Origin of the sequence: Streptomyces sp. NPDC021115, from assembly GCF_044333065.1 — a bacterium.
GTDB lineage: Bacteria > Actinomycetota > Actinomycetes > Streptomycetales > Streptomycetaceae > Streptomyces.
In genome coordinates this window covers 1-22,931 of sequence record NZ_JBIRQF010000033.1, presented here as the reverse complement: position 1 = coordinate 22,931, position 22,931 = coordinate 1, and the positions used below count along the sequence as shown (strand labels likewise).

Here is a 22,931-nt window from a genome sequence, read left to right as displayed (position 1 = left end):
GGTGGCTGGCAGAATTCCGCCATGGAGATTGCCGAGCTGATCGACGTCCTGGACCGTGAGGGACAGCTGCTGGCCGACGCCGCGGCCAAGGCGGGCATGGACGCCCGGGTGCCCACCTGCCCCGGATGGCAGGTCCGGGAGCTGCTGTCGCACACCGGGCGGGTGCACCGGTGGGCGACCCGGTACGTCACCGAGAGCCTGAAGGAGCGGATGCAGCTGGGCGACGATCCGGAGCTGGACGGCGCGGAGCTGGTGGCCTGGTACCGGGAGGGGCATCGCGCGCTGGTCAAGGCGCTGAGCGACGCCGATCCGGCCCTGGAGTCCTTCGCCTTTCTGCCCGCGCCCTCACCGCTGGCGTTCTGGGCCCGGCGCCAGGCGCATGAGACGGCGATCCACCGGGTCGACGCGGAATCGGCGCTGGGCGCCGACCACTCCCCCTTCGATCCGCGCTTCGCGGTGGACGGGATCGACGAGCTGCTGGTCCGCTTCCACGGGAGGGACCGCAGCCGGGTGCGGATGGACACCCCGCGCACGCTTCGACTGCGGGCCACGGACACCGACGACGTCTGGACGGTGCAGCTCTCCGAGGAGCCCCCGCACACCACGCGCGGCGCCGAGGGGGACGCGGACTGCGAGCTGACGGGGCCGGTCGGCGAGCTGTATCTCGTGGCGTGGAACCGGCTGCCGTACAGCGCGCTGAGCGGCAAGGGCGATCTGTCGCTGGCGCAGGTGTGGCGGGAGCACTCGCGCGTGTGAGCGGCTCCCGGGAGAGAAGCGACCAGCGAACGGACACGACGGAGGACTGATGCCGGATGACGACCGGACCGCGTAGCCAGGCCGAACGGGACGCGCTCACCGTGGAGATCGTGTTCGCCGTCGTCACGGGTGCGCTGCTGGCGGCCGCCCTCTTCGTCGCCGTCGCGAGCCCCGCGCTCTTCGGCGAGCTGGGGCGGGCGCAGGAGACCGCGTGGCGGACGGCGGCGGCCGCGGTGGCCACCGTGGGGTTCGTCTACCGCGTCACCAGGGTGCTGTGGCTGCCGCCCCGTCAGAGGCCACCGCGTCAGGGGCTGCCCCGCCAGGGGCGCGGATGACCTGGGACGGGCGGTGGTGGTGCGCGGGGCTGCGCTGGTCCTACGGCTCCGGCCCCGCGCTGGTCTGGCGCCACCCGGCCCGTGGTGAGCGGACGTCCGCGCTGACGGCGGACCGTCCGCTGGCCTTCACCACCGGGCCCGGTCGCCACTGCACCGGGGTGTGGCGGGGCGCCCGGCACACGCCGTGCCCGGACGAGGCCGGGGTGACGGCGTCCGCCGTCTCCTCGCAGTGCGCTGACTGCGCCCGGCTCGACCGTTCGTACTCGGTCGCCGCCGACACCCGGAGCGACGACCCCCGCCCGTACGACGTCTATCTCGCCTGGTTCGGGCCGGGGTTGGTCAAGGTCGGCATCACGGCGGCCGAGCGGCAGGGCGTACGGCTGCTGGAGCAGGCCGCCCTGTCGTACGCGCTGCTCGGCCGGGGCCCGCTGATGGCCGCGCGCCGCGCGGAGGCCGTGCTGGGCGCCGCGCTCGGCGTCCCGGACCGCTTTCCGTACGCCGCCAAGCGCATCGCGCGCGAGGCCCCGCCGCCCCGGGAGGACCGCGCCGCGGAGCTCGCGGCGCTGCACGCGCGGGCGCGGGGGCTCGGCGGTCTGCCGGAGTCGCTGGCCCTCGCCGCCTTCGCGCCGGTCCACCACGACGAGGCGTTCCATCTGGAGCGGCTGCGTCCGGTGCAAGGGGTGGTGCGGCTCGCCGCCGACCGCACGGTGGCGGGGCGTATCGAGGGCGTGGCGGGCCCGGACATCCATCTGACCTCGTCGGACGGCCGGGCCCTGCTGCTGGACGGCCGTCTGCTGGCGGGCCGTGCGCTCGGCGCGGCCCCGGCGGACGCGGGGACGACGGCCCCGGTGGAGGCTCCGGCGCGGGAGGCCGCGCGCCCCGAGGCGCTGTTCTGACGCGGCGGGGCCCCGGGAGGATCAGCCCAGCCAGCCCGGGCGCACCAGGCCCGACTCGTAGGCGAGGACGACGAGTTGGGCGCGGTCGCGCGCGCCCAGCTTGACCATCGTGCGGCTCACATGGGTCTTGGCGGTGAGCGGGCTGACGACCAGCCGCCGCGCGATCTCCTCGTTGGACAGGCCGATTCCGACCAGGGCCATCACCTCCCGTTCCCGCTCGGTCAGTTCGCCGAGGACCGACGCGGGCGCGGGCTCCTTGGAGCGGGCGGCGAACTCGGCGATGAGGCGGCGGGTGACCCCGGGCGACAGCAGCGCGTCGCCGTCGACCACGGCCCGTACGGCGCGCAGCAGCTCCTCCGGTTCGGTGTCCTTGACCAGGAAGCCGGAGGCGCCGCCGCGGATGGCCTCGAAGACGTACTCGTCCAGCTCGAAGGTGGTCAGCATGACCACCTTCACCTCGGCGAGGGCGGGGTCCTCGGTGATCCGGCGGGTCGCGGCGAGGCCGTCGAGGAGGGGCATGCGGATGTCCATGAGCACGACATCGGGGCGGTGCTCCCGCACCTCCTTCAGGGCCTGTTCCCCGTCGGCGGCCTCGGCGACCACGTCGATGTCCGGCTGAGCGGCCAGCAGCGCCCGGAAGCCCGCGCGGACCAGGATCTGGTCGTCGGCGAGCAGGACGCGGATCACTCGGCTCACGGGGGCTCCTCGGTCGCGTCGGGCGTGGCTGTCCTGGGGGTGCGCGGGATGCGGGCGTGCACGCGGAAGCCGCCGTCGGGGCGCGGGCCCGCGTCCACCGTGCCGCCGAGGGCCGCGGCGCGCTCGCGCATGCCGACCAGGCCGTTGCCGCCGCCCGTCGCACGGTCCGCCGTGTCGTCCGTCCTGTTGTCCGCTCTGTCGTCCGTGGTCGCCGGGCCGTCGTCGTCCACCCGGAGCGCCAGCTCGCCGGGGGCGTAGGACAACCGGACGCGCGCGGTCCGGGCGCCGGAGTGGCGGACGATGTTGGTCAGCGCCTCCTGGACGATGCGGAACGCGGCCAGGTCGGTGCCCGGCGGCAGGACGGCCCGTACGCCCTCCGTCTCCACCTCCACCGTCAGCCCCGCGCCCGCGGCCTGTTCGGTCAGCTCCGGCAGCCGGTCGAGGCCGGGGGCGGGCTGGCGCGGCGCGGCGCCGGAGGCGCGCAGGGTGTCCAGGACCTGGCGGACCTCGCCCAGCGCCTCCTTGCTGGCCGCCTTGATGGTGGTCAGCGCGGTGCGGGCCTGTTCGGGGTCCTGGTCCAGGAGGGCGAGGCCGACCCCCGCCTGCACATTGATGACCGAGATGCTGTGGGCGAGGACGTCGTGCAGTTCGCGGGCGATCCGCAGCCGCTCCTCGTCCGCCCGGCGCCGTACCGCCGCGGCCCGCTCCGCCCGTTCACGGGCCCACTGCTCGCGCCGTGCGCGCACGAGTTCGGCCGCGGCGAGCACCGCCACCGCCCAGGCCGCGACCGCCACCTCCTGTCCCCATCCGGCGGGCCTGTCGCCCGGGGGCGGCAGCCAGCGGTAGAGCCAGTGCGCGATGAGCAGCCGTCCCGCCCACAGCGCGCCGACCGCGCACCAGGCCGCCACCCGCTGCCCGGCGGCGACAGCGGCGACGCAGGCCACGACGACGCTGAGGAAGACCGGGCCGCCCGGGCCGCCCGCGGCGAGATAGCCCAGGGTCACCGCCGCGACGCCCAGGACGGTGAGCCGCGGATGGCGATGGCGCAGGAGCAGCAGCGCGGGCCCGGCGAGCAGCAGCGCGTAGACGCCGGGGCCCAGGTCCGCCCGCTCGGGCTGCCGGTGTGCGGCGAACCCGGTACCCATCAGCTGGACGACGGCGACGGCGAGCGAGGAGCGCCAGGGCACACCGGTGCCGGGCGGCCCGAACGGCCCCGCGGGCCACGGCCCGCCGCGCCACCATCTGCCCGGCCCGCGCCCCGGCTCCCCCGTGAATGCGTGCATACCGGCAACGCTAGACCCGGCCGCGGCGAACGGCGTCCCCCGCGCGTGGTGGCCGCCCGTACTCCCGCCGGAGTAGGCGGCGCTACGAGGGCGCGCTACCCCAGGCCCACCTGCCGTCCCAGGGCGGCGGCCGTGTGTGCGAAGAACTCCTCCCGCGCCTCCACGACCTTCTGGAACTGGCCGAACAGCTCGAAGCTGATCAGCCCGAACAGCTGCGCCCACGCCGCGACGAGCGCCGCCAGCACCGGAGCGGGCAGTTCGGTGCCGAGGGCGTCGGCCAGGGGCGCCACGTCCGCCCGCACCTCCTCCGGCAGTTCCTCCGTCCCCTCCGGTACGCGCAGGGCGCCCGCGGCGTGGGCGTCGCGGATGACGGCGATGAGGGCGAGGGCGACGCGGGACGCGGGGGCGACGGTGGTCTGCGGCGCGGAGTAACCCGGCACCGGGGAGCCGTAGATCAGCGCGTACTCGTGCGGGTGGGCGAGCGCCCAGCCCCTGGCCGCCCGGCAGACCGCGGTCCAGCGCGCCACGGGGGCGTCGTCGCCGCGCGTCGCGGCGAGCGCGCCCTCGGCGGCGGCGCCGATCGCGTCGTACGCGTCCACGATGAGCGCGGTCAGCAGTTCGTCGCGGCTCGGGTAGTAGCGGTAGAGCGCGGAGGAGACCATGCCCAGCTCGCGTGCGACGGCCCGGAGCGACAGCTTGGCCGCGCCCTGGTCGGCGAGCTGGCGGCGGGCCTCTTCCTTGATGGCGGCGGTCACTTCGGCGCGGGCCCGTTCCCTGGCCCCTCGGATCGCGGTCATGCGGCCAGTCTGCCACCTTTCGGATCGGCGCCCCAAAAAGAGAGCACTGCTCTTGCGAAGGCTGGGCGACCGCGCAACAATGCTCTAGAACGAGAGCACCGCTCTCATCGTGGCTCACGGCCTGCGGAGGACGTCATGACATCGCACCACTACATCGAGCCCGGCCGCTTCGAGGTGCCCGTCCACCGCGCCGTGGCCTGGCTGGCGCGCCATGGGCTCAGCCTCTTCGGCGCGGCGGAGCTGTCAGTGCCCGGCCGGTCCAGCGGGGCGTTGCGGCGCGTCCCGGTCAACCCGCTGGCCCTGGACGGCGGGCGCTATCTCGTCTCGGCGCGCGGTGAATCCCAGTGGGTGCGCAACCTGCGGGCGTCCGGCGGCGGACAGCTGCGCCAGGGCCGCGGAACACGGCCGTTCACCGCCGCCGAACTGCCCGAGGGCGAGGAGAAGGCGGCGGTGCTGCGGGCCTATCTGCGGCGGTGGGGGTGGGAGGTCGGCGCCTTCTTCGACAGCGTGACCGCCACCTCCCCGGACGCCGAACTCGCCCGGATCGCGCCCATGCACCCGGTCTTCCGCGTCGACGCCACCGGCAAGTAGGCGTCCGCTACTACTTCTTGTCCATCGCCGCCAGGGCGCGCCGCGCCGCCGGATGCGTACGGACCAGGTCGGCCAGGGTCGTCGTGCCCCGCGTGATCTTCGTGAACGCCCGCCACGCCGGGCGGAAGCCGGTGATCGCCGCGTGGAACATCCCGGGTCGGCGGGCGAACACCGCGTACAGCCGCCGTCCGACGCCCATCTCCACGCCCAGACCGGCCTTGATCGCGAAGGCGTAGTTGAGCGCCTGGCGCCGGGCGTCCACCGCGTCGTGCGCCTCGGCGATCCGTACCGCCCACTCCCCCGCGAGGCGGCCCGAGCGCAGCGCGAAGGAGATCCCCTCCCGCGTCCACGGCTCCAGCAGCCCGGCCGCGTCCCCGCACACCAGCACCCGGCCGCGGGAGAGCGGCGAGTCGTCGGCGCGGCAGCGGGTCAGATGGCCGGAGGACATGCTCGGCTCGAATCCGGCGAGGCCGAGCCGGGCGATGAAGTCCTCGAGGTAGCGCTTGGTGCCCGCGCCCTCGCCGCGCGCCGAGATGACGCCGACGGTCAGCGTGTCGCCCTTGGGGAAGACCCAGCCGTAGCTCCCGGGCATCGGGCCCCAGTCGATGAGCACCCGGCCCGCCCAGTCCTCGGCGACCGTCTCCGGAACGGGGATCTCCGCCTCCAGGCCGAGGTCGACCTGGTCCAGCTTCACCCCGACGTGCGCCCCTATCCGGCTCGCACTGCCGTCCGCGCCGACCACGGCCCGCGCCAGCACCGTCTCGCCGTCCGCGAGCACGACGGCCACGGTGCGGCGGTCCGGCACGGACGGGCCGTGCTGCTCGACGCGGCTGACGGCCACGCCGGTACGTACCTCGGCGCCCGCGTCCTTGGCCGCCTCGACCAGACCGGCGTCGAACTCCGGTCGGTTGATGAGCCCGAACAGCACGTGCTTGGAGCGGCGGGTACGGGACAGCTTGCCGTTCATCGAGAAGGTCACCGCGTGCACGCGCTCGCGCAGCGGCAGTTCGAAACCGGGCGGCAGCGCCTCGCGCGACGGGCCGATGATGCCACCGCCGCAGGTCTTGTAGCGCGGCAGTTCGGCCTTCTCCAACAGCAGCACCCGGCGGCCGGCGCACGCCGCGGCGTGGGCCGCGGAGGCACCCGCGGGCCCCGCGCCGACCACGACGACATCCCATACCGTCTCTTTGTCCGGGGTTGCGTTGTCGCTGCTCACGTGTGCTTCCGCTCCCAATCGCCCGTCCTGCATGCGCCTACCGGGCATCCTACGGCTCACCTCCGCGCGCACCTGCTGTGGGATGATCGCCCCACCGCGCAACCCGCACCTCACCGCCCGACGCCGTGTATCCCAGGAGCGTTCCCCCATGGCACAGGACCTCGCCGCCACCGTCGCCGCACTCCAGCCCCGTGCCCTGGCCGAGCTGGCCGAGCTGGTGGCCTTCCCGTCGGTGGCGGACCCGGCGCAGTTCCCGCGCAGCGGATGCGAGGCCGCCGCGGAGTGGGTCGCGGCCGCGCTGCGCGCCGAGGGGTTCCAGGACGTGGCGCTGCTGGACACCCCGGACGGCACCCAGTCCGTCTACGGCTTCCTGCCCGGCCCGGCCGGCGCCCCGACGGTGCTGCTCTACGCGCACTACGACGTGCAGCCGCCGCTGGACGAGGACGCCTGGCTCAGCCCGCCCTTCGAGCTGACCGAGCGGCACGGCCGCTGGTACGGGCGCGGCGCGGCGGACTGCAAGGGCGGCTTCATCATGCACCTCACGGCGCTGCGCGCGCTCAAGGAGCACGGCGGCGTCCCGGTCAACGTCAAGGTGATCGTGGAGGGTTCGGAGGAGCAGGGCACGGGCGGCCTGGAGCGGTACGCCGAGGCCCATCCGGAACTGCTCACCGCCGACGCGATCGTGATCGGCGACGCGGGCAACTTCCGGGTGGGGCTGCCGACCGTCACCGCGACGCTGCGCGGGATGACGCTGCTGCGCGTCTCGGTGGACACCCTCGCGGGGAATCTGCACTCCGGGCAGTTCGGCGGCGCCGCCCCGGACGCGCTCGCCGCGCTGATCCGGATCCTGGACTCGCTGCGCGCGGAGGACGGCTCGACCACGGTCGACGGCCTCTGCCCGGACACGTCCTGGGACGGCCTCCAGTACCCGGAGGAGGACTTCCGCAAGGACGCCGGGGTGCTGGACGGGGTCGAGCTGACCGGCTCGGGCACGGTCGCCGACCGCATCTGGGCCCGCCCCTCAGCCACGGTGCTGGGCATCGACTGCCCGCCGGTCGTCGGCGCCACCCCCTCCGTCCAGGCAAGCGCGCGGGCTCTGGTCAGCCTGCGGGTGCCGCCGGGCGTCGACGCGGCCGAGGCGAACCGGCTGCTGACCGCCCACCTGGAGGCGGCAGCGCCGTGGGGCGCGCGGGTCGCGGTGGAACAGGTCGGCCAGGGCCAGCCGTTCCGCGCGGACACCGGCAGCCCGGCGTACGAGGCGATGCGCGAGGCCATGCGGGTGGCGTACGACGGCCAGGAGATGGCGACCGCGGGCCAGGGTGGCTCGATCCCGCTGTGCAACACGCTCGCCACGCTGTACCCGGAGGCGGAGATCCTGCTGATCGGCCTGAGCGAGCCGGAGGCGCAGATCCACGCGGTCAACGAGAGCGTGTCCCCGGAGGAGCTGGAGAAGCTGTCCCTCACCGAGGCCCTGTTCCTGACCACGTACGCCACCAGCAAGAAGCCCTGAGGTAAGCCCCGCGCCGTCGCCCCGGAGGCCGGGCCTCCGGGGCGACGGCGGTACGGGCGGCGGTCAGCCCACCGGGACTCCGGCCTCCAGGTACAGCGGGCGGCCCTGTTCGCGGGCGCGGAGGGCCCAGCGGAGGCGGCTGAGGCGGACCGGGGGCAGCAGGTCGGCGGCCTCGGCCTCGGTGACGAAGCGCCAGCCGCGCAGTTCGGCGCCGGGCAGCAGCACCTCCTGGGCCTCCCCTGTGGTGAGGCGACCGCCGTCGAACAGCAGCCGCAGGCCCCCGTGGCCGGGCGGCTGGGGGCGTTCCCAGTCGGCGACGAGCAGCCGCAGCGGCTCCTTCAGCCGTACGCCCAGCTCCTCGGCCACCTCCCGGCGCCCGGCGCACATCGGCGGCTCGCCGCGCTCGACGACGCCGCCGGGGAACTCCCAGCCGGGCTTGTACGTGGGGTCGACCAGCAGCACCCGGTCGGCCTCGTCGAAGAGCAGGACCCCGGCCGCCAGGGTTTCGGCCGTCGGCTCGGGCGTCTGCACGATGTCGCAGCTCCCGGCGCCCTCGCGGACGGCGTCGGCGACCCGCTCGGCGGTCTGGCGCGGAGTGAGCCCGGTGGTGTCGACCACATGGGCGTCGGTGGTCAGCCAGCTCAGGGCCGCGCGGTAGGGCGCGAGGTGGTCCAGGCACCAGCGGCGCACGGACTCGCTGGCCTCCGCGTCGCCGGGTATCTCCTCGCGCTCGGCTATGCGCCGGCGAAGGATCGTTTCGTCGGTGTGCAGCAGGACATGCCGCACGGGAATCCGCCGGGCGGCGAAGCCGCCGAAGATCTCGTCCCGGTACTCCTGTCTGAGGATCGTCATCGGGACCACGAGCGGGCCGCCGACCTCCGCGATCAGCGCGGCACCGGTGTCCACGACGAGCCGCCGCCACGAGGGCAGGTCCTGGTAGTCGGAGACCTGTTCCAGACGCTTGCGCGGCAGCATCATGCGCAGACCGTTGCCGACCAGCTCCGGGTCGTAGAACGTGCTGCCGGGCATGAAGTCCACCAACTCACGGGCCGCGGCGGTCTTCCCCGCGCCGAACGCACCGTTCAGCCAGACGATCACATTTCCCCCTAATCCATCGCCTCCTGACAGTTGCCCGCATCACCCTGCCACGGAAACGCCCGAATACGACTGAGTGAGGGATCGCCCGCATCCCAGGGGTCACTGTGGCCCCGTGCGCCACAGTGACCCCTCCCCCATCACCCCTTGTTGGCCCCGAGCGTGAGCCCGGCGATGAAGTGGCGCTGGAGCAGCAGGAAGACGAGCACCGTGGGCAGTGCGACCAGCACCGAGCCCGCTGCCAGCAGGTTGTAGTCCGTGAAGAACTGCCCGCGCAGATTGTTGAGCGCGGAGGTGACGGGCAGCTTGTCGCCGTCGGAGATGAAGACGAGCGCCCACAGGAAGTCGTTGTACATCCAGGTGAATTGCAGCGTGGCGAGCGCGGCGAGGGCCGGTCGGCACAGCGGCAGCGTGATGCGCCAGTACCGCGTCCACACCCCCGCGCCGTCCACCACCGCCGCCTCGATGATCTCGATCGGCAGGGTGCGCATGAAATTCGCGAGGACGAAGACGCAGAACCCGACCTGGAAGGCGACCTGGACGGCGATGACGGCCCAGTAGGAGTCGTACATCGTCATCGAGTCCGACATCCAGTAGGGCAGATCGATCTTGGTGAACAGGACATAGAGCGGGGTGACGATGACCTGCTGCGGCAGCAGGTTCCCCGCAGTGAACACCATCAGCAGGACCAGCCCGCCGCGCATTTTCAGCCGGGTGACGGAGAAGGCCACGAAGGACGCGAGAAACAGCGTCAGCAGCACTCCGGGGACCGCGATGAGGATCGAGTTGAGGAAATACTTGCTCATTCCGGAGTCGGTGAACGCCTGCTTGTAGTAGTCGAAGGACAGATGGCGCGGCAGCGAGAAATAGCCGTATTCGGCGGTCTCCTCGTACGGCCGCAGCGAGGCGTAGACGGCGAGCAGCAGCGGGGCGAGAAAGGCCAGCGAGACGGTCATCAGGAAGGCGTGCAGCCCGAGCCGCCCGGGGCGGACCCGGCGCCGCCCCGGACCGGTCACCGTGGCGGCGTCCGGTGCGGAGGCCGGGCGGATATCGGTGATCATCCCTTCTTCTCCCCTCGCAGCTCCTGGACCAGATAGGTCACGATGAATCCCAGCGACACGGTGAGCAGGACGACGGCGATGGCGGAGCCGAATCCGATCCGGCTGGCCTCACCGATGATGTTGTCGGTGACCAGTACGGAGAGCAGTTCCAGCCCATTGCGGCCGTGATTGATGGCGTAGACGATGTCGAACGCGCGCAGCGCCTCGATGACCGTGATGACTCCGACGATCACATTGACCGGCCGCAGCGTGGGCAGCACGACCCGGAAGAAGGTCTGGGACTCGCTCGCGCCGTCGATCGCGGCGGCCTCCTTGAGCGAGGGATCGACGGATTTGAGCCCCGCCAGATAGAGGATCATCACATACCCGGTGTGCCGCCAGGCGGCCGCGAGCAGCACCATCCAGATATTGAGGTCGGGATCGCCGATCCAGTCCACCGGATGGCTCTTATTCCCGAGAATCGCGTTCAGCGCGCCCTGGTCGCGGGAGAAGATCAGCTGGGCGATGAAGCCGACGATGGCGAGCGACAGCACCACCGGCATGTAGAGCGTGGACTGGTAGAAGCGGCTGAACCGGACGCCCTTGTCGAGCAGGACGGCCAGCAGCAGCCCGAAGGGCGTGGCGACGAGGCCGAGAAAGGCCACCCAGAGCAGGTTGTTGCGTACGGCGGGCCAGAAGGGCGGATAGTCGGTGAACAGGTTCCGGTAGTTGTCGAAACCGACCCAGTGGAGGTCGCCGATCCCGTCCCAACTGGTGAAGGACAGTCCGATGGAGGCGAGGGTCGGGCCCCAGACCAGGGCCAGGTCGAGCAGGACGGGTATGCCCAGCAGCACGCCGATGACGGCGAGGTCGCGGGAGGTGAACCTCCGCGGCCCCCGCCGTTTGGCACGCCGCGCGGTGGTGAGCGGCACGGCGCGAGTCTCCTAGCTGTCGGCGAACATGGTCTTCTTCTGGGACTCGATGTCCTTGGTCAGGGTGTCGATGTCGTTCGGCTTGTTGATGAATTGCTGGATCGCCCGGATCATCACCTGCGACGCGAAGTCGGGGCGGGTGTCGCGGTCCATGAACTGCGATATCTGCTTGGCCCCTGAGACGAGTTCGACCGCCTTCTTCTGGAGCGCGTTGTAGGAGGAGGTGGCCGCCTTGTCGTTGCACGCGATGTTGTTGGGGTCCCGCTTCAGATAGATCTCCTCGGCGGCGGGCGTGGCGAGGTACTTCAGCAGTTCCTTGCCCTCCTTCTGCCGCTTGGACTTCTTCGCCAGCAGGAATCCGTCGATCGGCGCCTCGACCGCGTCCTGGCCGTAGGCGGAGTCGATTTCGGGGAAGGGGAAGAAGTCCAGGTCGTCGCGGTCGGCGGCGGAGAACTGCTGTCCGGGGTGGGGCAGCCCGAAGACCGCCATGCCGGACTTCTTCTGTGCCAGGCTCTGCGCGGCCTCCTGCCAGGTGCGCCCGTTGGCGCCCTGCTGGTGGTACGGCATGAGGCCGCGCCACAGGTCGAAGACGTGCTTGACCCGGGGATCGGTCCAGGACTCCTTGCCGCCCATCAGCGAGACATGGAAGTCGTAGCCGTTGGCCCGCATATTGAGATAGTCGAAGGTCCCCATGGCGGGCCAGCCGTCCTTGTCGCCGAAGGCGATGGCGTCGAGGCCGTCCTTGTCCATCCGCTTGGCGAGCGCCCGGTACTCGTCGAAGGTCTTGGGGATCTCGTAGCCGTGCCGCTCGAAGACGCTCTTCCGGTAGAAGACGGCCCACGGATAGTAGTAGTACGGCACGAAGTACTGCTTGCCGTCCTTGCCGGTGGACTGCTTCTTGAGCGCGTCGGAGAAGCCGCTGAAGCCCTTCCAGAGATCGCCGATCTCGGCGAGCTGCCCCTGCTCGGCGAAGAACTGCATGCGGTATCCGGCGAACCACATGAAGACGTCGTCGGGGGTGCCCTTCAGATAGCGGTTGATGCCCTCCTGGAAGGCCTCGTGGTTGACGGTGTTGACCTTGACCTTCTTGTCGGACTTCTTCTCGTACGCCGCGAACACCTCGGCGAACGCCTTGCGGGGCACGGCGTCCGAGGCGTTGGAGCCCATCTTCACCTCGTTGCCCGGACCGCCGCAGGCGGTGAGGAGCGCGGGGAGGGTGACCGCCCCGGCTCCGACCGCGGTGCCGCGGAGCAGCGCCCGACGGGAGATCCGATGTCCTGACGATGACTGTGCCACGAGCCCTCCACAGAGGATCAATCAAACACAACCGAACGCGAGTGGCTGGATCACATCGAGCAAGAGGCGGCGCAGTCAAGGGTTTTGACGAGATATCGAACAACTGTTATCGCATCTCTTCCAACAGACTCCAACACGGCCTACCGTAAACGCTCGCATGTGACGCGCTCGCGACGCTGCGTCACCCGTTGAGAACGGAGGACCCGCATCATGCGCCACCGCTCTTTACGCACCGCGAGACATCGAGTCATCGGAGGTCTGGCCGCCGCGCTGCTCAGCGCGGCCGGTCTCACCCTCCCGGCCGCGGCGGCCCAGCCCGGCCGCTCCGAGCAGCCCGCCCCGGCCGCGGACGGGCTCGCGCTCACCCCGCCGATGGGCTTCAACAACTGGAACTCCACCCACTGCCGCGCGGACTTCAACGAGGCGATGGTCAAGGGCATCGCCGACATCTTCGTGAACAAGGGCCTCAAGGACGCCGGATACACCTACGTCAACCTCGACGACTGCTGGGCGCTGCCGCAGCGCGACGCGGACGGCAAGCTCGTCCCGGACCCGGCGCGCTTCCCGAACGGGATCAAGGCCGTCGCCGACTACGTCCACTCCAAGGGCCTCAAAATCGGCATCTACACCAGCGCGGGCACCAAGACCTGCAACACCGCGGGCTTCCCCGGGGCGCTGGGCCATGAAAGGTCGGACGCCCAGCAGTTCGCCGGCTGGGGAATCGACTACCTCAAGTACGACAACTGCAATAACCAGGGCGTGGACGCCAAGCAGCGCTACCGCACCATGCGGGACGCGCTGAAGGCCGCCTCCGAGACCACCGGGCGTCCGATCGTCTACAGCATCTGCGAATGGGGGCAGAACAAGCCGTGGGAATGGGCGGCGGATGTCGGCCAACTCTGGCGCACCACCGGTGACATCAGCGACAGCTGGGGCAGCATGCTGTCGATCGCCAAGAAGAACCTGCCGCTCGCCCCGTACGCCGGGCCCGGCCACTGGAACGACCCCGACATGCTGGAGGTCGGCAACGGCGGTATGACGGACACCGAGTACCGCAGCCACTTCTCGCTGTGGTCGATCATGGCCGCGCCGCTGCTGATCGGCACCGATCTGCGCAAGGCCGACGCCAAGGCGTTCGACATCCTCGGCAACCGCGATGTCATCGCCGTGGACCAGGACCCGCTGGGCAAGCAGGGCACCGTGCTCTCCTCCGAGGGCGGCCGCTGGGTGATCTCCAAGGAGATGGCGGACGGCAGCCGCGCCGTCGCCCTCTTCAACGAGAGCGATCAGCCGCAGCGGATCACCACCACCGCGGCCCGGCTCGGCCTGCCTCAGGCGGACGGATACCGGCTGCGCGATCTGTGGCGGCACGAGGACCACAACACCGCGGGCTCGGTCACGGCCACCGTCCCGGCCCATGGCACGGTGCTCTACCGGGTCTCCGCCGACCGCCGCTGGGCCTCCTACCCGCCCGCCGCCGAACTCGGCGTCGGCGCCGCCCCGCTGACCGAGGCCGGAGCCACCGCCCCGGTCGAGACGGCGCTCCGCAACGTCGGCGGCACCCCGGCCCATCAGGCCCGGGTCCGGCTCACCGGCCCCGAAGGCTGGCGGATCAGGACCACCGGGCCGACCCGGGCCGCCACCCTGCCCGCCGGCAGCAGGCTCGCCACCCGCTGGCAGGTCACCGCTCCGAAGGGCGCCGAGCCCGGGGCGTACGAGCTGACCGTACGGGCCGACTACCGCTCGGCGCGCGGCGACGAGGTCACCACCGAACTGCCCGTGCCGGTCCACGTGGTGGTCGCGCCGCCCTCCGGCGCCACCTACGCGAGCGATCTGCCGTGGCTGAGCGCGGCCAACGGCTGGGGCCCGGCCGAGAAGGACACCAGCGTCGGCGAGAACGCGGCGGGCGACGGTCATCCGATCACCCTCGACGGGACCGTCCACGCCAAGGGCCTGGGCGTGCACGCCCCCAGTGAGGTCACGTACTACACCGGCGGCCGCTGCACCGCCTTCACCGCGAAGGTCGGCGTGGACGACGAGGAGGGCACCGCGGGAACGGTCGCCTTCGAGGTGTGGGCGGACGGCACCAAGGTGCTGTCGACCGGGACGCTGGCCAACGCCGATCCGGCCAAGGCCATCAGCGCCGCGATCGACGGCGCGACGACGGTCCGGCTCGTCGTCACCGACGGCGGCGACGACGTCACCAGCGACCACGGGGACTGGGCGGACGCGGCGTTCAGCTGCTGACGCCCGGCCCCGGCGACCGGCCCGCTCCCCCTGACCGCCGTCTCAGCAGACCGGCAGCCCGGGGAGGGGCTGGTCGTTGTCGCCGCCCCGCACGTACACATCGCTCACGTACACGTCCTTGTTGCCGTTGTCGTCGTCCGTCCTCGCCCACCAGATGTTCGTCCACTTGCCGTACCGCTCCGGGCGGTTCAGATTCTCCTGGCAGTAGAAGTAGTTGACGCCCTGCTTCAGGGTGCCGACCGGTTCGCCGCCGTGGGTGTACGACGTGGCGTCGCGCCACACCACGCAGTTGTACTTGCCGCCGCCGAGGTCACGGCACGCGGGCGCGGTGCCGGGGCTGGACGCCGGGGAGGCGCTGCTGCCCTTCCCGGTCCCGCCCTTGCCGTCGTCGTCCTCCGCCCCGCCGCCCTTGGCGTCGGACGGGCCGTCCTCCGGCCCGTCGTCGGAGCCGCCCGGTGCGCGCGAGGCCGAGGGGGACGCCACCCCGCTCGCCCGCGGGCCGCTCGTGCCCGCCTCGCCCGTCGCCGCGCGGTCCCCTCCCCCGGACTCCGGCGACCCGGATCTCGTCGGGTCCGGCGAGCGGCCCGCCGCCGTGGGGTCGCCGGCGCCGCCGAGCAGCGCGTACGTCACCCCGCCCCCGACGAGCACCACCCCGGCGACCGCCGCCGCCACCAGCGCGCGCGTCCGCCCGGGTCCCGGCCCCGGCACGCCGCCCTCCCCGGGAGGGGCGCCCGCGGGCGGCCGGGCCGCGACATCCGGTGCGGTCGGGGTCCGCGTCACCCGCGGCGCCCGCGGCGGCGCCGGTGGAGGAGAGGGCTGCGGCGCGGCCCCGGCGGCGACGGCCGCCAGCAGCTGCCGCGCCTCGGCCGCCGTGGGACGCCCCTCCGGGTCCTTGTCCATCAGCTCGCGCAGGACGGGCGTCAGCGGACCGGCCAGCCGGGGCTCCGGCAGCGGCTCGGTGACGATCGCGGTCAGCGTCGACCACACGGAGGTGCGGCGGAACGGCGACGAGCCCTCCACCGCCGCGTACAGCGTCATGCCCAGCGCCCATACGTCGGACGCCGGGCCCGGCTCCTGGCCCTGGGCGCGCTCCGGCGCCAGGTAGTCCAGCGAGCCGATCAGCTCGCCGCTGCGGGTCAGCTTGGTGGTCGCGCCGTCGTCGGGCGCCTCCATGCTCGCGATGCCGAAGTCGGTGAGCACGACCCGGCCCCTGTGGTCGAGCAGCACGTTGCCCGGCTTCACATCGCGGTGCAGCACCCCGGCGTCATGGCCCGCGGCGAGCGCGTCGGCCACCTGCGCGCCGATCCGCGCGGCCTCCAGGGGGTCGACGACGCCGCGCTCGTCGATCAGGTCGTCGAGTGACGGGCCGTCGATCAGCTCCATGACGATGACCGGCAGCCCGCCCTCGTCGGCCACATCGTGCACGGTGATGACACCCGCATGGCGGATGCGGGCCGCGGCGCGCGCCTCGCGCTGCATCCGGGTGCGCAGATCGGCCAGCTCCGCGCCGGACGCGTCGGTGTAGGCGCGCAGCACTTTGACCGCGACCTCACGGCCCAGCAGTTCGTCCACCGCCCGGCAGACCACGCCCATGCCGCCGCGGCCGATCTGCTCCGTCACCCGGTAGCGACCGCCCAGCAGCCTGCCGGACAGATCACCGCCCATGTCCCCCGGTGCCACCATCGGTCCCCTCGCATCGCAAGCAGTGAGCGAACAGCTTAGGCGGAGCCGGTGACAGTGGGGCTCAACTCGGACCGGCAGGCGCGCCCAGGGGGCCGAAATCCTCCAGCCGCTGTTCCTGGGCCGCCGCGGCGGCCGCGCCGACGAGGCCCGCGTCGGTGCCCATCTGCGCCGGTACGACCTCCAGGCCCTGTACGTAGCTCAGGGTCGCGTAGTCGCGCAGGGCGCGCCGCAGGGGCGCGAAGAGCACATCACCGGCGCCCGCGACCCCGCCGCCGATCACCGCCACCTCGATCTCGACGAGCGCGGCGGTCGCGGCGATCCCGGCGGCCAGGGCCTGGGCCGCGCGGTCGAAGGAGGCGCGTGCGACCGGGTCGCCGTCGCGCGCGGCGACGGCGACGGCCGCGGCGCTGGTGTCGCCGTCCGGGCCGGGCCGCCAGCCGCCGGACAGCGCCCGGCGGGCGATGTTGGGGCCGCTGGCGATGCGCTCGACGCAGCCGCGCCCGCCGCACGGGCACAGATCGCCGTCGAGGTCGACGCTGATGTGGCCGATGTGTCCGGCGTTGCCCGTGGGGCCGGGGTGGAGCCGTCCGTTCAGCACCAGGCCGCCGCCGACGCCGGTGGACACCACCATGCACAGCGCGCTCGCGTGCCCGCGCGCCGCGCCCTGCCAGTGCTCGCCGGCGGTCATCGCCGGTCCGTCGCCGACCAGGGTGACCGGCAGTTCGCCGGTGGTCTCCCGGACCCCGGCGACCAGCGGGAAGTCGCGCCATCCTGGGATGTTGACCGGGTTGACGGTGCCCACGGAGGCGTCCACGGGGCCCGCGCTGCCGATCCCGACGGCGGCCACCAGGGACCAGTGCGCGGTGGCGGCGAGTTCGCCGAGCACCGCGGAGACCTCCCGCATCACCGCCGCGCCGTCGCCCTGCGCGGGGGTCGCGCGCCGGGCCCGTACGACCAGCTTGCCGCCGCCGTCCACCAGGGCGCCCGCGATCTTGGTGCCGCCGATGTCGAGCGCGGCGATGAGGTCACGTGCCATGGCGGTCGGCTCTCCTGGTGGGCGTCGGTGTCATCAGTCGATGTCATCAGTGTGGGGCCACAGTCTTCCCTGCCGCTGACAACGTTGTCCAGAGGCTATGCTCGACACCCCTTCCGCCACGACGACCAGCGACGGGACGAGCACACCGTGACCGACACCGCCCGGGACCTCGCCGACAGCACCCCACCGCACCGCTACGGCTCCCGGCCCACGATGAAGGACGTCGCCGCCCGGGCCGGGGTCGGCCTCAAGACGGTCTCGCGCGTGGTCAACGGCGAGCCGGGCGTCACGCCCGACACCGAGCACCGGGTGCAGGAGGCGATCACCGCGCTCGGCTTCCGCCGCAACGACAGCGCCCGCATCCTCCGCAAGGGGCGCACCGCGAGCGTCGGCCTCGTCCTGGAGGATCTCGCCGACCCCTTCTACGGCCCGCTCAGCCGCGCCGTGGAGGAGGTGGCCCGGGCCCATGGCGCGCTGCTGATCAACGGGTCGAGCGCCGAGGACCCGGTGCGCGAGCAGGAGTTGGTGCTCGCCCTGTGCGCGCGCCGGGTGGACGGCCTCGTCGTCATCCCGGCGGGCGACGACCACCGTTACCTGGCGCCCGAGATGGCGGCCGGTGTGGCGACCGTCTTCGTCGACCGTCCGGCGGGCCGTATCGACGCCGACGCGGTGCTCTCCGACAGCTTCGGCGGCGCTCGGGACGCGGTCGCGCATCTGATCGCCCACGGCCACCGCCGGATCGGCTTCCTCGGCGACCAGCCGGGCATCCACACCGCCGCCGAGCGGCTGCGCGGCTATCACGCCGCGATGGCCGCGGCGGGGCTGCCGGTCCACGACGGCTGGGTCTCCCTCGGCCCCACCGACCCGCGGCGGGTGCGCGGCGCGGCCGCCGCGCTGCTGGACGCGGCCGAGCCGGTCACCGCGATCTTCGCGGGGAACAACCGGGTGACGGTCACGGTGGTACGCGTCCTCGCCGAGCGCCCCGCGCCCGCCGCCCCCGTCGCGCTGGTCGGCTTCGACGACTTCGAGCTGGCCGATCTGCTCTCCCCCGCCATCACCGTGGTCGCCCAGGACGCGGGCAGTCTCGGCCGCACCGCCGCTGATCTGCTCTTCCGCCGTCTCGACGGCGCGGGCGGCGCACCGCGACGGGTCGTGCTGCCGACCCGCCTGATCGCCCGCGGTTCGGGCGAACTGCCGCCGCCCCCGGCCTGAGCGGCCCTGATCCGCCCGGAACGGCGTCCTGAACGGCCCCGCCCCGGTTGCCCCGGCTCCCGGCCCCCGGCACCGTGGGGTGCGGAGGGCCGGGAGACCTCAGCCGACGGGACGGAGGAGGTGCGATGGCCGGGCGCCGTACGCGAACGATCCGCGCGGCCGGTCACCGCGGGCCGCTCACAGGAGGGCGGCACCCCGTCGGCGGCGGTGTCCCGGGCCTCCGCGCCTGATCCGGCCTTACCGCCTCCTCAGGCGGCGAGCACCTTGGCCTTGGCGCGTTCGTACTCCTCGGCCGTGATGTCACCGTGGTTCTTCAGCTCCACGAGCCGTGAGAGCTCCTCGGCGTGACCGGTTGCGGCGGTGTCCCGGACGTACTCCCGGAATTCCGCCTCCGCCTGCTCGGCCCGCTTCATCTCGCGCGTGCCCATTCCGCGGCCCCGTGCCATCAGGTACACGAAGACGCCGAGGAAGGGCAGGACGATGACGAAGACGCACCAGCCCGCCTTCGCCCAGCCGCTGAGCGAGTCGTCGCGGAAGACGTCCCCGATCACCCGGAACAGCAGCATCAGCCACAGGACCCACAAGAAGATCCACATCGTGGTCCAGAACACGTTGAGCAATGGATAGTCCATCGTCTGCCTCCCAGCCGGACGCGCCGGACGGGACCGACCGCCACCACCGACGGCCACCACCGGAGCCGACGCTTCCAGAGTACGGCGGCGGGCGCCGCGTCCGGGGGCGCGGAACGACCCGGTCGGCGCAGCAGCGGGTGCGGCGCGGGCCCGGGCGCGTACCAATGGAGGCAGGGCGGACGGGGCCGGAAGGGCGGGCCATGGACCTCCAGATTCTCCCGCTGGCCGTCACCATGATGGCGGGGCCGCAGATCGTGGCGGCGGTGATCCTGGTGACCACCGCGCGGCCGGTGCGGGTGTCAGCGGCGTTTCTGCTGGGGGTGGCGATCGCGACGGCCGTGGGGGTCGCCATCGCCCGGGGGATCTTCGCGCTGCTGGGCGAGGCGGTCGCGCCGGGCAGCCCGTCCGACCCGGGGGCGGCCGCGACCATCGTGCAGCTGGTGCTGGTGGGGCTGCTGGTGCTGGTGGCGGTGAAGAACATGGTGCGCCGGGAGTCCGTCGAGCCGCCGAAGTGGCTGGGCTCGCTGATGGAGGCGGGCCCTCTGCGGGCCCTGCGGGCCGGGCTGCTGGTCATCCTGCTGATGCCGTCGGACATCATGGTGATGCTGACGGTGGGAGCGTCCCTGGAGCAGCACCGGGCGGCCCTGGTGCAGGCCCTGCCGTTCATCGGGGCCACCGTGCTGATCGCGGCGCTGCCGCTGCTGGTCTATCTGGTCTTCGGTACCCGGGCGCGGCGGGCGATGCCCCGGCTGCGGGAGTGGCTGAACACCCACAGCTGGGTGGTCAACGTCGCCGCCTGCCTGCTGTTCATCGTGCTCATCCTCGCTCCCTGAGACGTTCCCTGAGCCGGCCCGTCGCGGCCAGCAGCGTGATCACCGCGAGGACGGCCAGCAGGACCAGCACCAGGAACAGCACGGTCAGCACCGTGGGGTGGTTCCACAGCGCGAAGACGGCGGCCGGGGCCAGCAGCGCCGCGACCGTCAGCTCCCGCCGGTGCTCCGCGGTCCACACCCCGGCCCGCCCGGTGCGCATCCCACGGGCCGCGCCCCACCGCGCGGCGGCGTCGGCGGCGCGCTCGGCGGTGGCCCGTAGGGTGCGCGGCAGCCGCCCGGGCCCGGCCAGATAGGCGCCGGCCGCGACGGCGGCGCTGAGCACCAGCACGGTGAGCACGGTGACCCGCAGGAAGCGCACGACGGTGTCGAAGAGGGCCGAGGAGGCGGCCCGGGACAGCACGCCCGGCGGCACATGGTCCAGGCAGTACCGGCGGGCCACGGTGAGCGCCAGGGCCAGCGCGAGCGAGGCGACGGCGACCCCGAGGGCGGCGCGGGAGAGCGCGCGACGGCGGCCCCGGGCGAGCAGGACGCCGGTGGTGCCGAGCACGACGGTCAGGGTGGGAAGCCAGTTGCCCGCCACATCGAGCAGGCGCACGGCCCGCTTGATGCGGTGGAGCTGCTGGGAGTGGAAGAGGATCGTCCGCCGGTGGATGTCGGGGATGTCGCGCGCGGAGGGGAATCCGGCGTCCACGAGCTGGAGTTTGACCTTCTCCACGGCGGCGCCGACGTTCAGGGTGACGGTGTCGCCGCGTACCCCGACCGGGCCGCCGCCCTCACCGGTGAGGGCGCGCACGACCGCCGCGTGGGCGGCGCGGTTGGCGCCGGTCCACACGGCGGCGAACTCCTCGGTGTGCACGATGTGCGTGGCGACCTTGCGCACCGCCTGGTCGAGGGCCGCGTCCAGTTGGGGGGCCAGGCTCTCGATGGTGTCGGCGGCCCGGGGCGGCAGGCCCTGGTGGCGCAGCCAGTCGGCGATGTCGGAGGTGACCCTGCGGCTGTTGTGCCGGAGGTCGACGGCATCGCTGACATGGTCCACGGCCGCCGTCTGGATCGCCGGATCGGTCGCCAGCGGGGCGACCGTCGCCACGTAGCGGTCGGTGTCCAGGACGATGCCGTGGACCCACACGGTCAGCACGGACACCGGTACGAGCAGGCAGCCGAGCAGGATCAGCAGGGCTGACACGGCACTTCTGACCATGCCACCATCTCCCGCCCTCCCCGGCGGCACCGCATCCCGGGTGACACGGAGGGGTGAGCGAATGTGGCCGCCGGGTCAGTGCCGGCATCGGACCGCGCGGGTTCAGCGCGGGGTGCGGCCCGCCAGGGCGTCGAGTTCGGCGCGGCCCAGTCCGGTCAGCCGCTCCACCTCGGCGGCGTCGACCGCTCCGCAGTCCAGACCGCGCAGCAGATGGCCGCTGAGCGCCTTGGCGGTGGCGGGCTCGTCCATGACGTCCCCGCCGGTGCGGTTCACATACGCCGCGAGCCGGGCCGCGGCCGTCTCCAGGCCCTCGCGGTAGAAGGCGTAGACGGCGGCGTAGCGGGTGGGCAGATGGCCGGGGTGCATGTCCCAGCCCTGGTAGTACGCGCGGGCCAGGGACCGCCGGACGAGGCGGTGGTGGAGCCGCCAGGCGTCGTGGACGCGCTCGGTGGGGCCTACGGGAAGCACATTGGTCGAGCCGTCGGAGAGCCGTACGCCGGTGCCCGCGGCGGCGACCTGCATGACGGCCTTGGCGTGGTCGGCGACCGGGTGGTCCATGGCCTGGTGGGCGGCGCTGACGCCGCAGGAGGCGCTGTAGTCGAAGGTGCCGTAGTGCAGTCCGGTGGCCCGGCCCTGGGCCGCGTCGATCATCCGGGCGACGGTGGCGCGGCCGTCGGAGCCCAGGATGGACTGGGTGGTCTCGATCTGGATCTCGAAGCCGAGCCGCCCCGCGGGCAGCCCGCGGGCCTTCTCGAACTCCTCGCACAGCCGGACCATGGCGGTGACCTGTTCGGCGTACGTCACCTTGGGGAGGGTGAGCACGAGCCCGTCCGGCAGCCCGCCGGAGTCCATCAGTCCGGTGAGGAAGATGTCGAGGGTGCGGATGCCGCGGTCGCGGACGGCGGCCTCCATGCACTTCATGCGGATGCCCGTGTACGGCGGCGCGGTGCCCGCCGCGTGGGCGGCGGCGACCACGGTGGCGGCGTGGGCGGCCGCGGCGTCCTCCTCGTCGTCGGGGCGCGGCCCGTAGCCGTCCTCGAAGTCGATGCGCAGATCCTCCACCGGTTCGCGCTCCAGCTTGGCGCGCACCCGCCGGTACACCGGCTCGGCCAGTTCAGCGGGGATGCCGAGGACGGCGGCGAGGGCCCCGGCGTCGGGCGCGTGGGCGTCGAGGGCGGCGAGCGCCTGGTCGCCCCAGTCGCGCACGGTGCCCTCGGTGAAGGCGTCGGCGGGAACGTAGACGGTGTGCACGGGCTGGCGGGTGCCGGAGTCGCCCGGGTAGCGGCGGGCGAGGTCCGCGTCGACGGCGGCGAGGTCCGCGCTGATCCCCTCGCGTACGCCACGCGGCAGGCTGGTCCCCGCCTTCTCGTGCTGAGTCATGCCCGCACCTCCGCCTTTCAGGTCGTCCGACTGCAAGCTTTTCCGTGTTGCGGAAAAAAGTATCCGCAGTGCGAAGTTATACGGGCCCCGAGTGGAGGTCAACACCCCATTGACGCACGTGAGGCCCCGTACGCGCAGTGCGTACGGGGCCTCGGCGACAGCGGCCGGACGGTCAGCCCTTGCGGGTCTTGACCTCCTCGGTGAGCTGCGGGACGACCTCGAAGAGGTCGCCGACCACGCCGTAGTCGACCAGGTCGAAGATCGGGG

General features: G+C 72.9%; 21 protein-coding genes. 8 read left to right on the top strand and 13 right to left on the bottom strand.

Annotated features, from left to right (window positions below; all coding sequences use genetic code 11):
• Positions 1-21: 21 nt before the first annotated feature.
• Genes ACH4TL_RS44625 through ACH4TL_RS44615 form a run of 3 tightly spaced genes read left to right on the top strand, consistent with a single transcriptional unit; the run spans position 22 to position 1,987 of the window.
• The gene (locus tag ACH4TL_RS44625) at positions 22-756 is read left to right on the top strand and encodes a maleylpyruvate isomerase family mycothiol-dependent enzyme (protein WP_398331314.1); all 735 of its coding nucleotides are present in this window, start codon (positions 22-24) and stop codon (positions 754-756) included.
• A gap of 56 nt (positions 757-812) precedes the next feature.
• The gene (locus ACH4TL_RS44620) at positions 813-1,091 is read left to right on the top strand and encodes a DUF6332 family protein (protein ID WP_398331317.1); all 279 of its coding nucleotides are present in this window, start codon (positions 813-815) and stop codon (positions 1,089-1,091) included.
• A complete protein-coding gene (locus ACH4TL_RS44615) occupies positions 1,088-1,987 on the top strand; it encodes a DUF2797 domain-containing protein (RefSeq protein WP_398331320.1) in 900 nt (299 codons plus the stop codon). Before ACH4TL_RS44620 ends, ACH4TL_RS44615 begins: the two co-directional genes overlap by 4 nt.
• A gap of 21 nt (positions 1,988-2,008) precedes the next feature.
• On the opposite strand, the gene ACH4TL_RS44610 is transcribed toward ACH4TL_RS44615, so the two are convergent.
• From ACH4TL_RS44610 to ACH4TL_RS44600, 3 genes are all read right to left on the bottom strand, one after another.
• Complete coding sequence (locus ACH4TL_RS44610; RefSeq protein ID WP_398331384.1) at positions 2,009-2,674, bottom strand: response regulator; 666 nt, start codon at positions 2,672-2,674, stop codon at positions 2,009-2,011.
• A 5-nt stretch (positions 2,675-2,679) separates the two neighbouring features.
• The gene (locus tag ACH4TL_RS44605; protein ID WP_398331323.1) at positions 2,680-3,966 is read right to left on the bottom strand and encodes a sensor histidine kinase; all 1,287 of its coding nucleotides are present in this window, start codon (positions 3,964-3,966) and stop codon (positions 2,680-2,682) included.
• Between the two features lie 95 nt (positions 3,967-4,061).
• Positions 4,062-4,763, bottom strand: a complete 702-nt coding sequence (locus ACH4TL_RS44600; RefSeq protein WP_398331326.1) for a TetR/AcrR family transcriptional regulator — start codon at positions 4,761-4,763, stop codon at positions 4,062-4,064.
• 135 nt (positions 4,764-4,898) lie between these two features.
• Here ACH4TL_RS44600 and ACH4TL_RS44595 point away from each other — a divergent pair, with 135 nt between their 5' ends.
• On the top strand, positions 4,899-5,354 hold the full coding sequence (locus ACH4TL_RS44595) for a nitroreductase/quinone reductase family protein (RefSeq protein WP_398331329.1): 456 nt from the start codon (positions 4,899-4,901) through the stop codon (positions 5,352-5,354).
• 10 nt (positions 5,355-5,364) lie between these two features.
• On the opposite strand, the gene ACH4TL_RS44590 is transcribed toward ACH4TL_RS44595, so the two are convergent.
• On the bottom strand, positions 5,365-6,570 hold the full coding sequence (locus tag ACH4TL_RS44590; protein WP_398331332.1) for a geranylgeranyl reductase family protein: 1,206 nt from the start codon (positions 6,568-6,570) through the stop codon (positions 5,365-5,367).
• 148 nt (positions 6,571-6,718) lie between these two features.
• Here ACH4TL_RS44590 and ACH4TL_RS44585 point away from each other — a divergent pair, with 148 nt between their 5' ends.
• Positions 6,719-8,080 carry a dipeptidase gene (locus ACH4TL_RS44585; protein ID WP_398331335.1) on the top strand — a complete coding sequence of 454 codons (1,362 nt, stop codon included), beginning with the start codon at positions 6,719-6,721 and terminating at the stop codon, positions 8,078-8,080.
• A gap of 63 nt (positions 8,081-8,143) precedes the next feature.
• Here the strand turns inward: ACH4TL_RS44585 and ACH4TL_RS44580 are convergent, their stop codons facing one another.
• The 4 genes from ACH4TL_RS44580 to ACH4TL_RS44565 all read right to left on the bottom strand — a co-directional run bounded on the left by ACH4TL_RS44580 (position 8,144) and on the right by ACH4TL_RS44565 (position 12,416).
• Positions 8,144-9,178, bottom strand: coding sequence for an NUDIX domain-containing protein (locus tag ACH4TL_RS44580; protein WP_398331338.1), 1,035 nt, complete (start codon positions 9,176-9,178; stop codon positions 8,144-8,146).
• A gap of 137 nt (positions 9,179-9,315) precedes the next feature.
• A complete protein-coding gene (locus ACH4TL_RS44575; protein ID WP_398331341.1) occupies positions 9,316-10,236 on the bottom strand; it encodes a carbohydrate ABC transporter permease in 921 nt (306 codons plus the stop codon).
• Positions 10,233-11,147 (bottom strand): carbohydrate ABC transporter permease, encoded by a 915-nt coding sequence (locus tag ACH4TL_RS44570; protein ID WP_398331344.1) that lies wholly within the window; start codon positions 11,145-11,147, stop codon positions 10,233-10,235. The genes ACH4TL_RS44575 and ACH4TL_RS44570 overlap by 4 nt, the downstream gene beginning before the upstream one ends.
• Positions 11,148-11,159: 12 nt before the next feature.
• Positions 11,160-12,416 carry an ABC transporter substrate-binding protein gene (locus tag ACH4TL_RS44565; protein WP_398331386.1) on the bottom strand — a complete coding sequence of 419 codons (1,257 nt, stop codon included), beginning with the start codon at positions 12,414-12,416 and terminating at the stop codon, positions 11,160-11,162.
• A 237-nt stretch (positions 12,417-12,653) separates the two neighbouring features.
• Here ACH4TL_RS44565 and ACH4TL_RS44560 point away from each other — a divergent pair, with 237 nt between their 5' ends.
• A complete protein-coding gene (locus ACH4TL_RS44560; protein ID WP_398331348.1) occupies positions 12,654-14,690 on the top strand; it encodes an NPCBM/NEW2 domain-containing protein in 2,037 nt (678 codons plus the stop codon).
• A 42-nt stretch (positions 14,691-14,732) separates the two neighbouring features.
• Here ACH4TL_RS44560 and ACH4TL_RS44555 read toward each other — a convergent pair whose 3' ends face one another.
• Both ACH4TL_RS44555 and ACH4TL_RS44550 read right to left on the bottom strand, forming a co-directional pair.
• The gene (locus ACH4TL_RS44555) at positions 14,733-16,373 is read right to left on the bottom strand and encodes a serine/threonine-protein kinase (protein WP_398331351.1); all 1,641 of its coding nucleotides are present in this window, start codon (positions 16,371-16,373) and stop codon (positions 14,733-14,735) included.
• Between the two features lie 61 nt (positions 16,374-16,434).
• On the bottom strand, positions 16,435-17,409 hold the full coding sequence (locus ACH4TL_RS44550; protein WP_398331354.1) for an ROK family protein: 975 nt from the start codon (positions 17,407-17,409) through the stop codon (positions 16,435-16,437).
• Positions 17,410-17,556: 147 nt separating this feature from the next.
• Here ACH4TL_RS44550 and ACH4TL_RS44545 point away from each other — a divergent pair, with 147 nt between their 5' ends.
• Entirely contained in the window at positions 17,557-18,621 is a 1,065-nt protein-coding gene (locus tag ACH4TL_RS44545; protein ID WP_398331357.1) for a LacI family DNA-binding transcriptional regulator, read from the top strand.
• A gap of 248 nt (positions 18,622-18,869) precedes the next feature.
• On the opposite strand, the gene ACH4TL_RS44540 is transcribed toward ACH4TL_RS44545, so the two are convergent.
• Positions 18,870-19,253 carry an SHOCT domain-containing protein gene (locus ACH4TL_RS44540; RefSeq protein WP_398331360.1) on the bottom strand — a complete coding sequence of 128 codons (384 nt, stop codon included), beginning with the start codon at positions 19,251-19,253 and terminating at the stop codon, positions 18,870-18,872.
• 200 nt (positions 19,254-19,453) lie between these two features.
• On the opposite strand from ACH4TL_RS44540, the gene ACH4TL_RS44535 reads away from it, so the two are divergent.
• The gene (locus tag ACH4TL_RS44535) at positions 19,454-20,086 is read left to right on the top strand and encodes a GAP family protein (protein WP_398331363.1); all 633 of its coding nucleotides are present in this window, start codon (positions 19,454-19,456) and stop codon (positions 20,084-20,086) included.
• Here ACH4TL_RS44535 and ACH4TL_RS44530 read toward each other — a convergent pair.
• Entirely contained in the window at positions 20,070-21,284 is a 1,215-nt protein-coding gene (locus ACH4TL_RS44530; RefSeq protein ID WP_398331366.1) for a hypothetical protein, read from the bottom strand. The two genes, ACH4TL_RS44535 and ACH4TL_RS44530, sit on opposite strands and share 17 nt — an antisense overlap.
• A 102-nt stretch (positions 21,285-21,386) precedes the next feature.
• Entirely contained in the window at positions 21,387-22,664 is a 1,278-nt protein-coding gene (locus ACH4TL_RS44525; protein WP_398331369.1) for a DUF6986 family protein, read from the bottom strand.
• Positions 22,665-22,931: the final 267 nt, after the last annotated feature.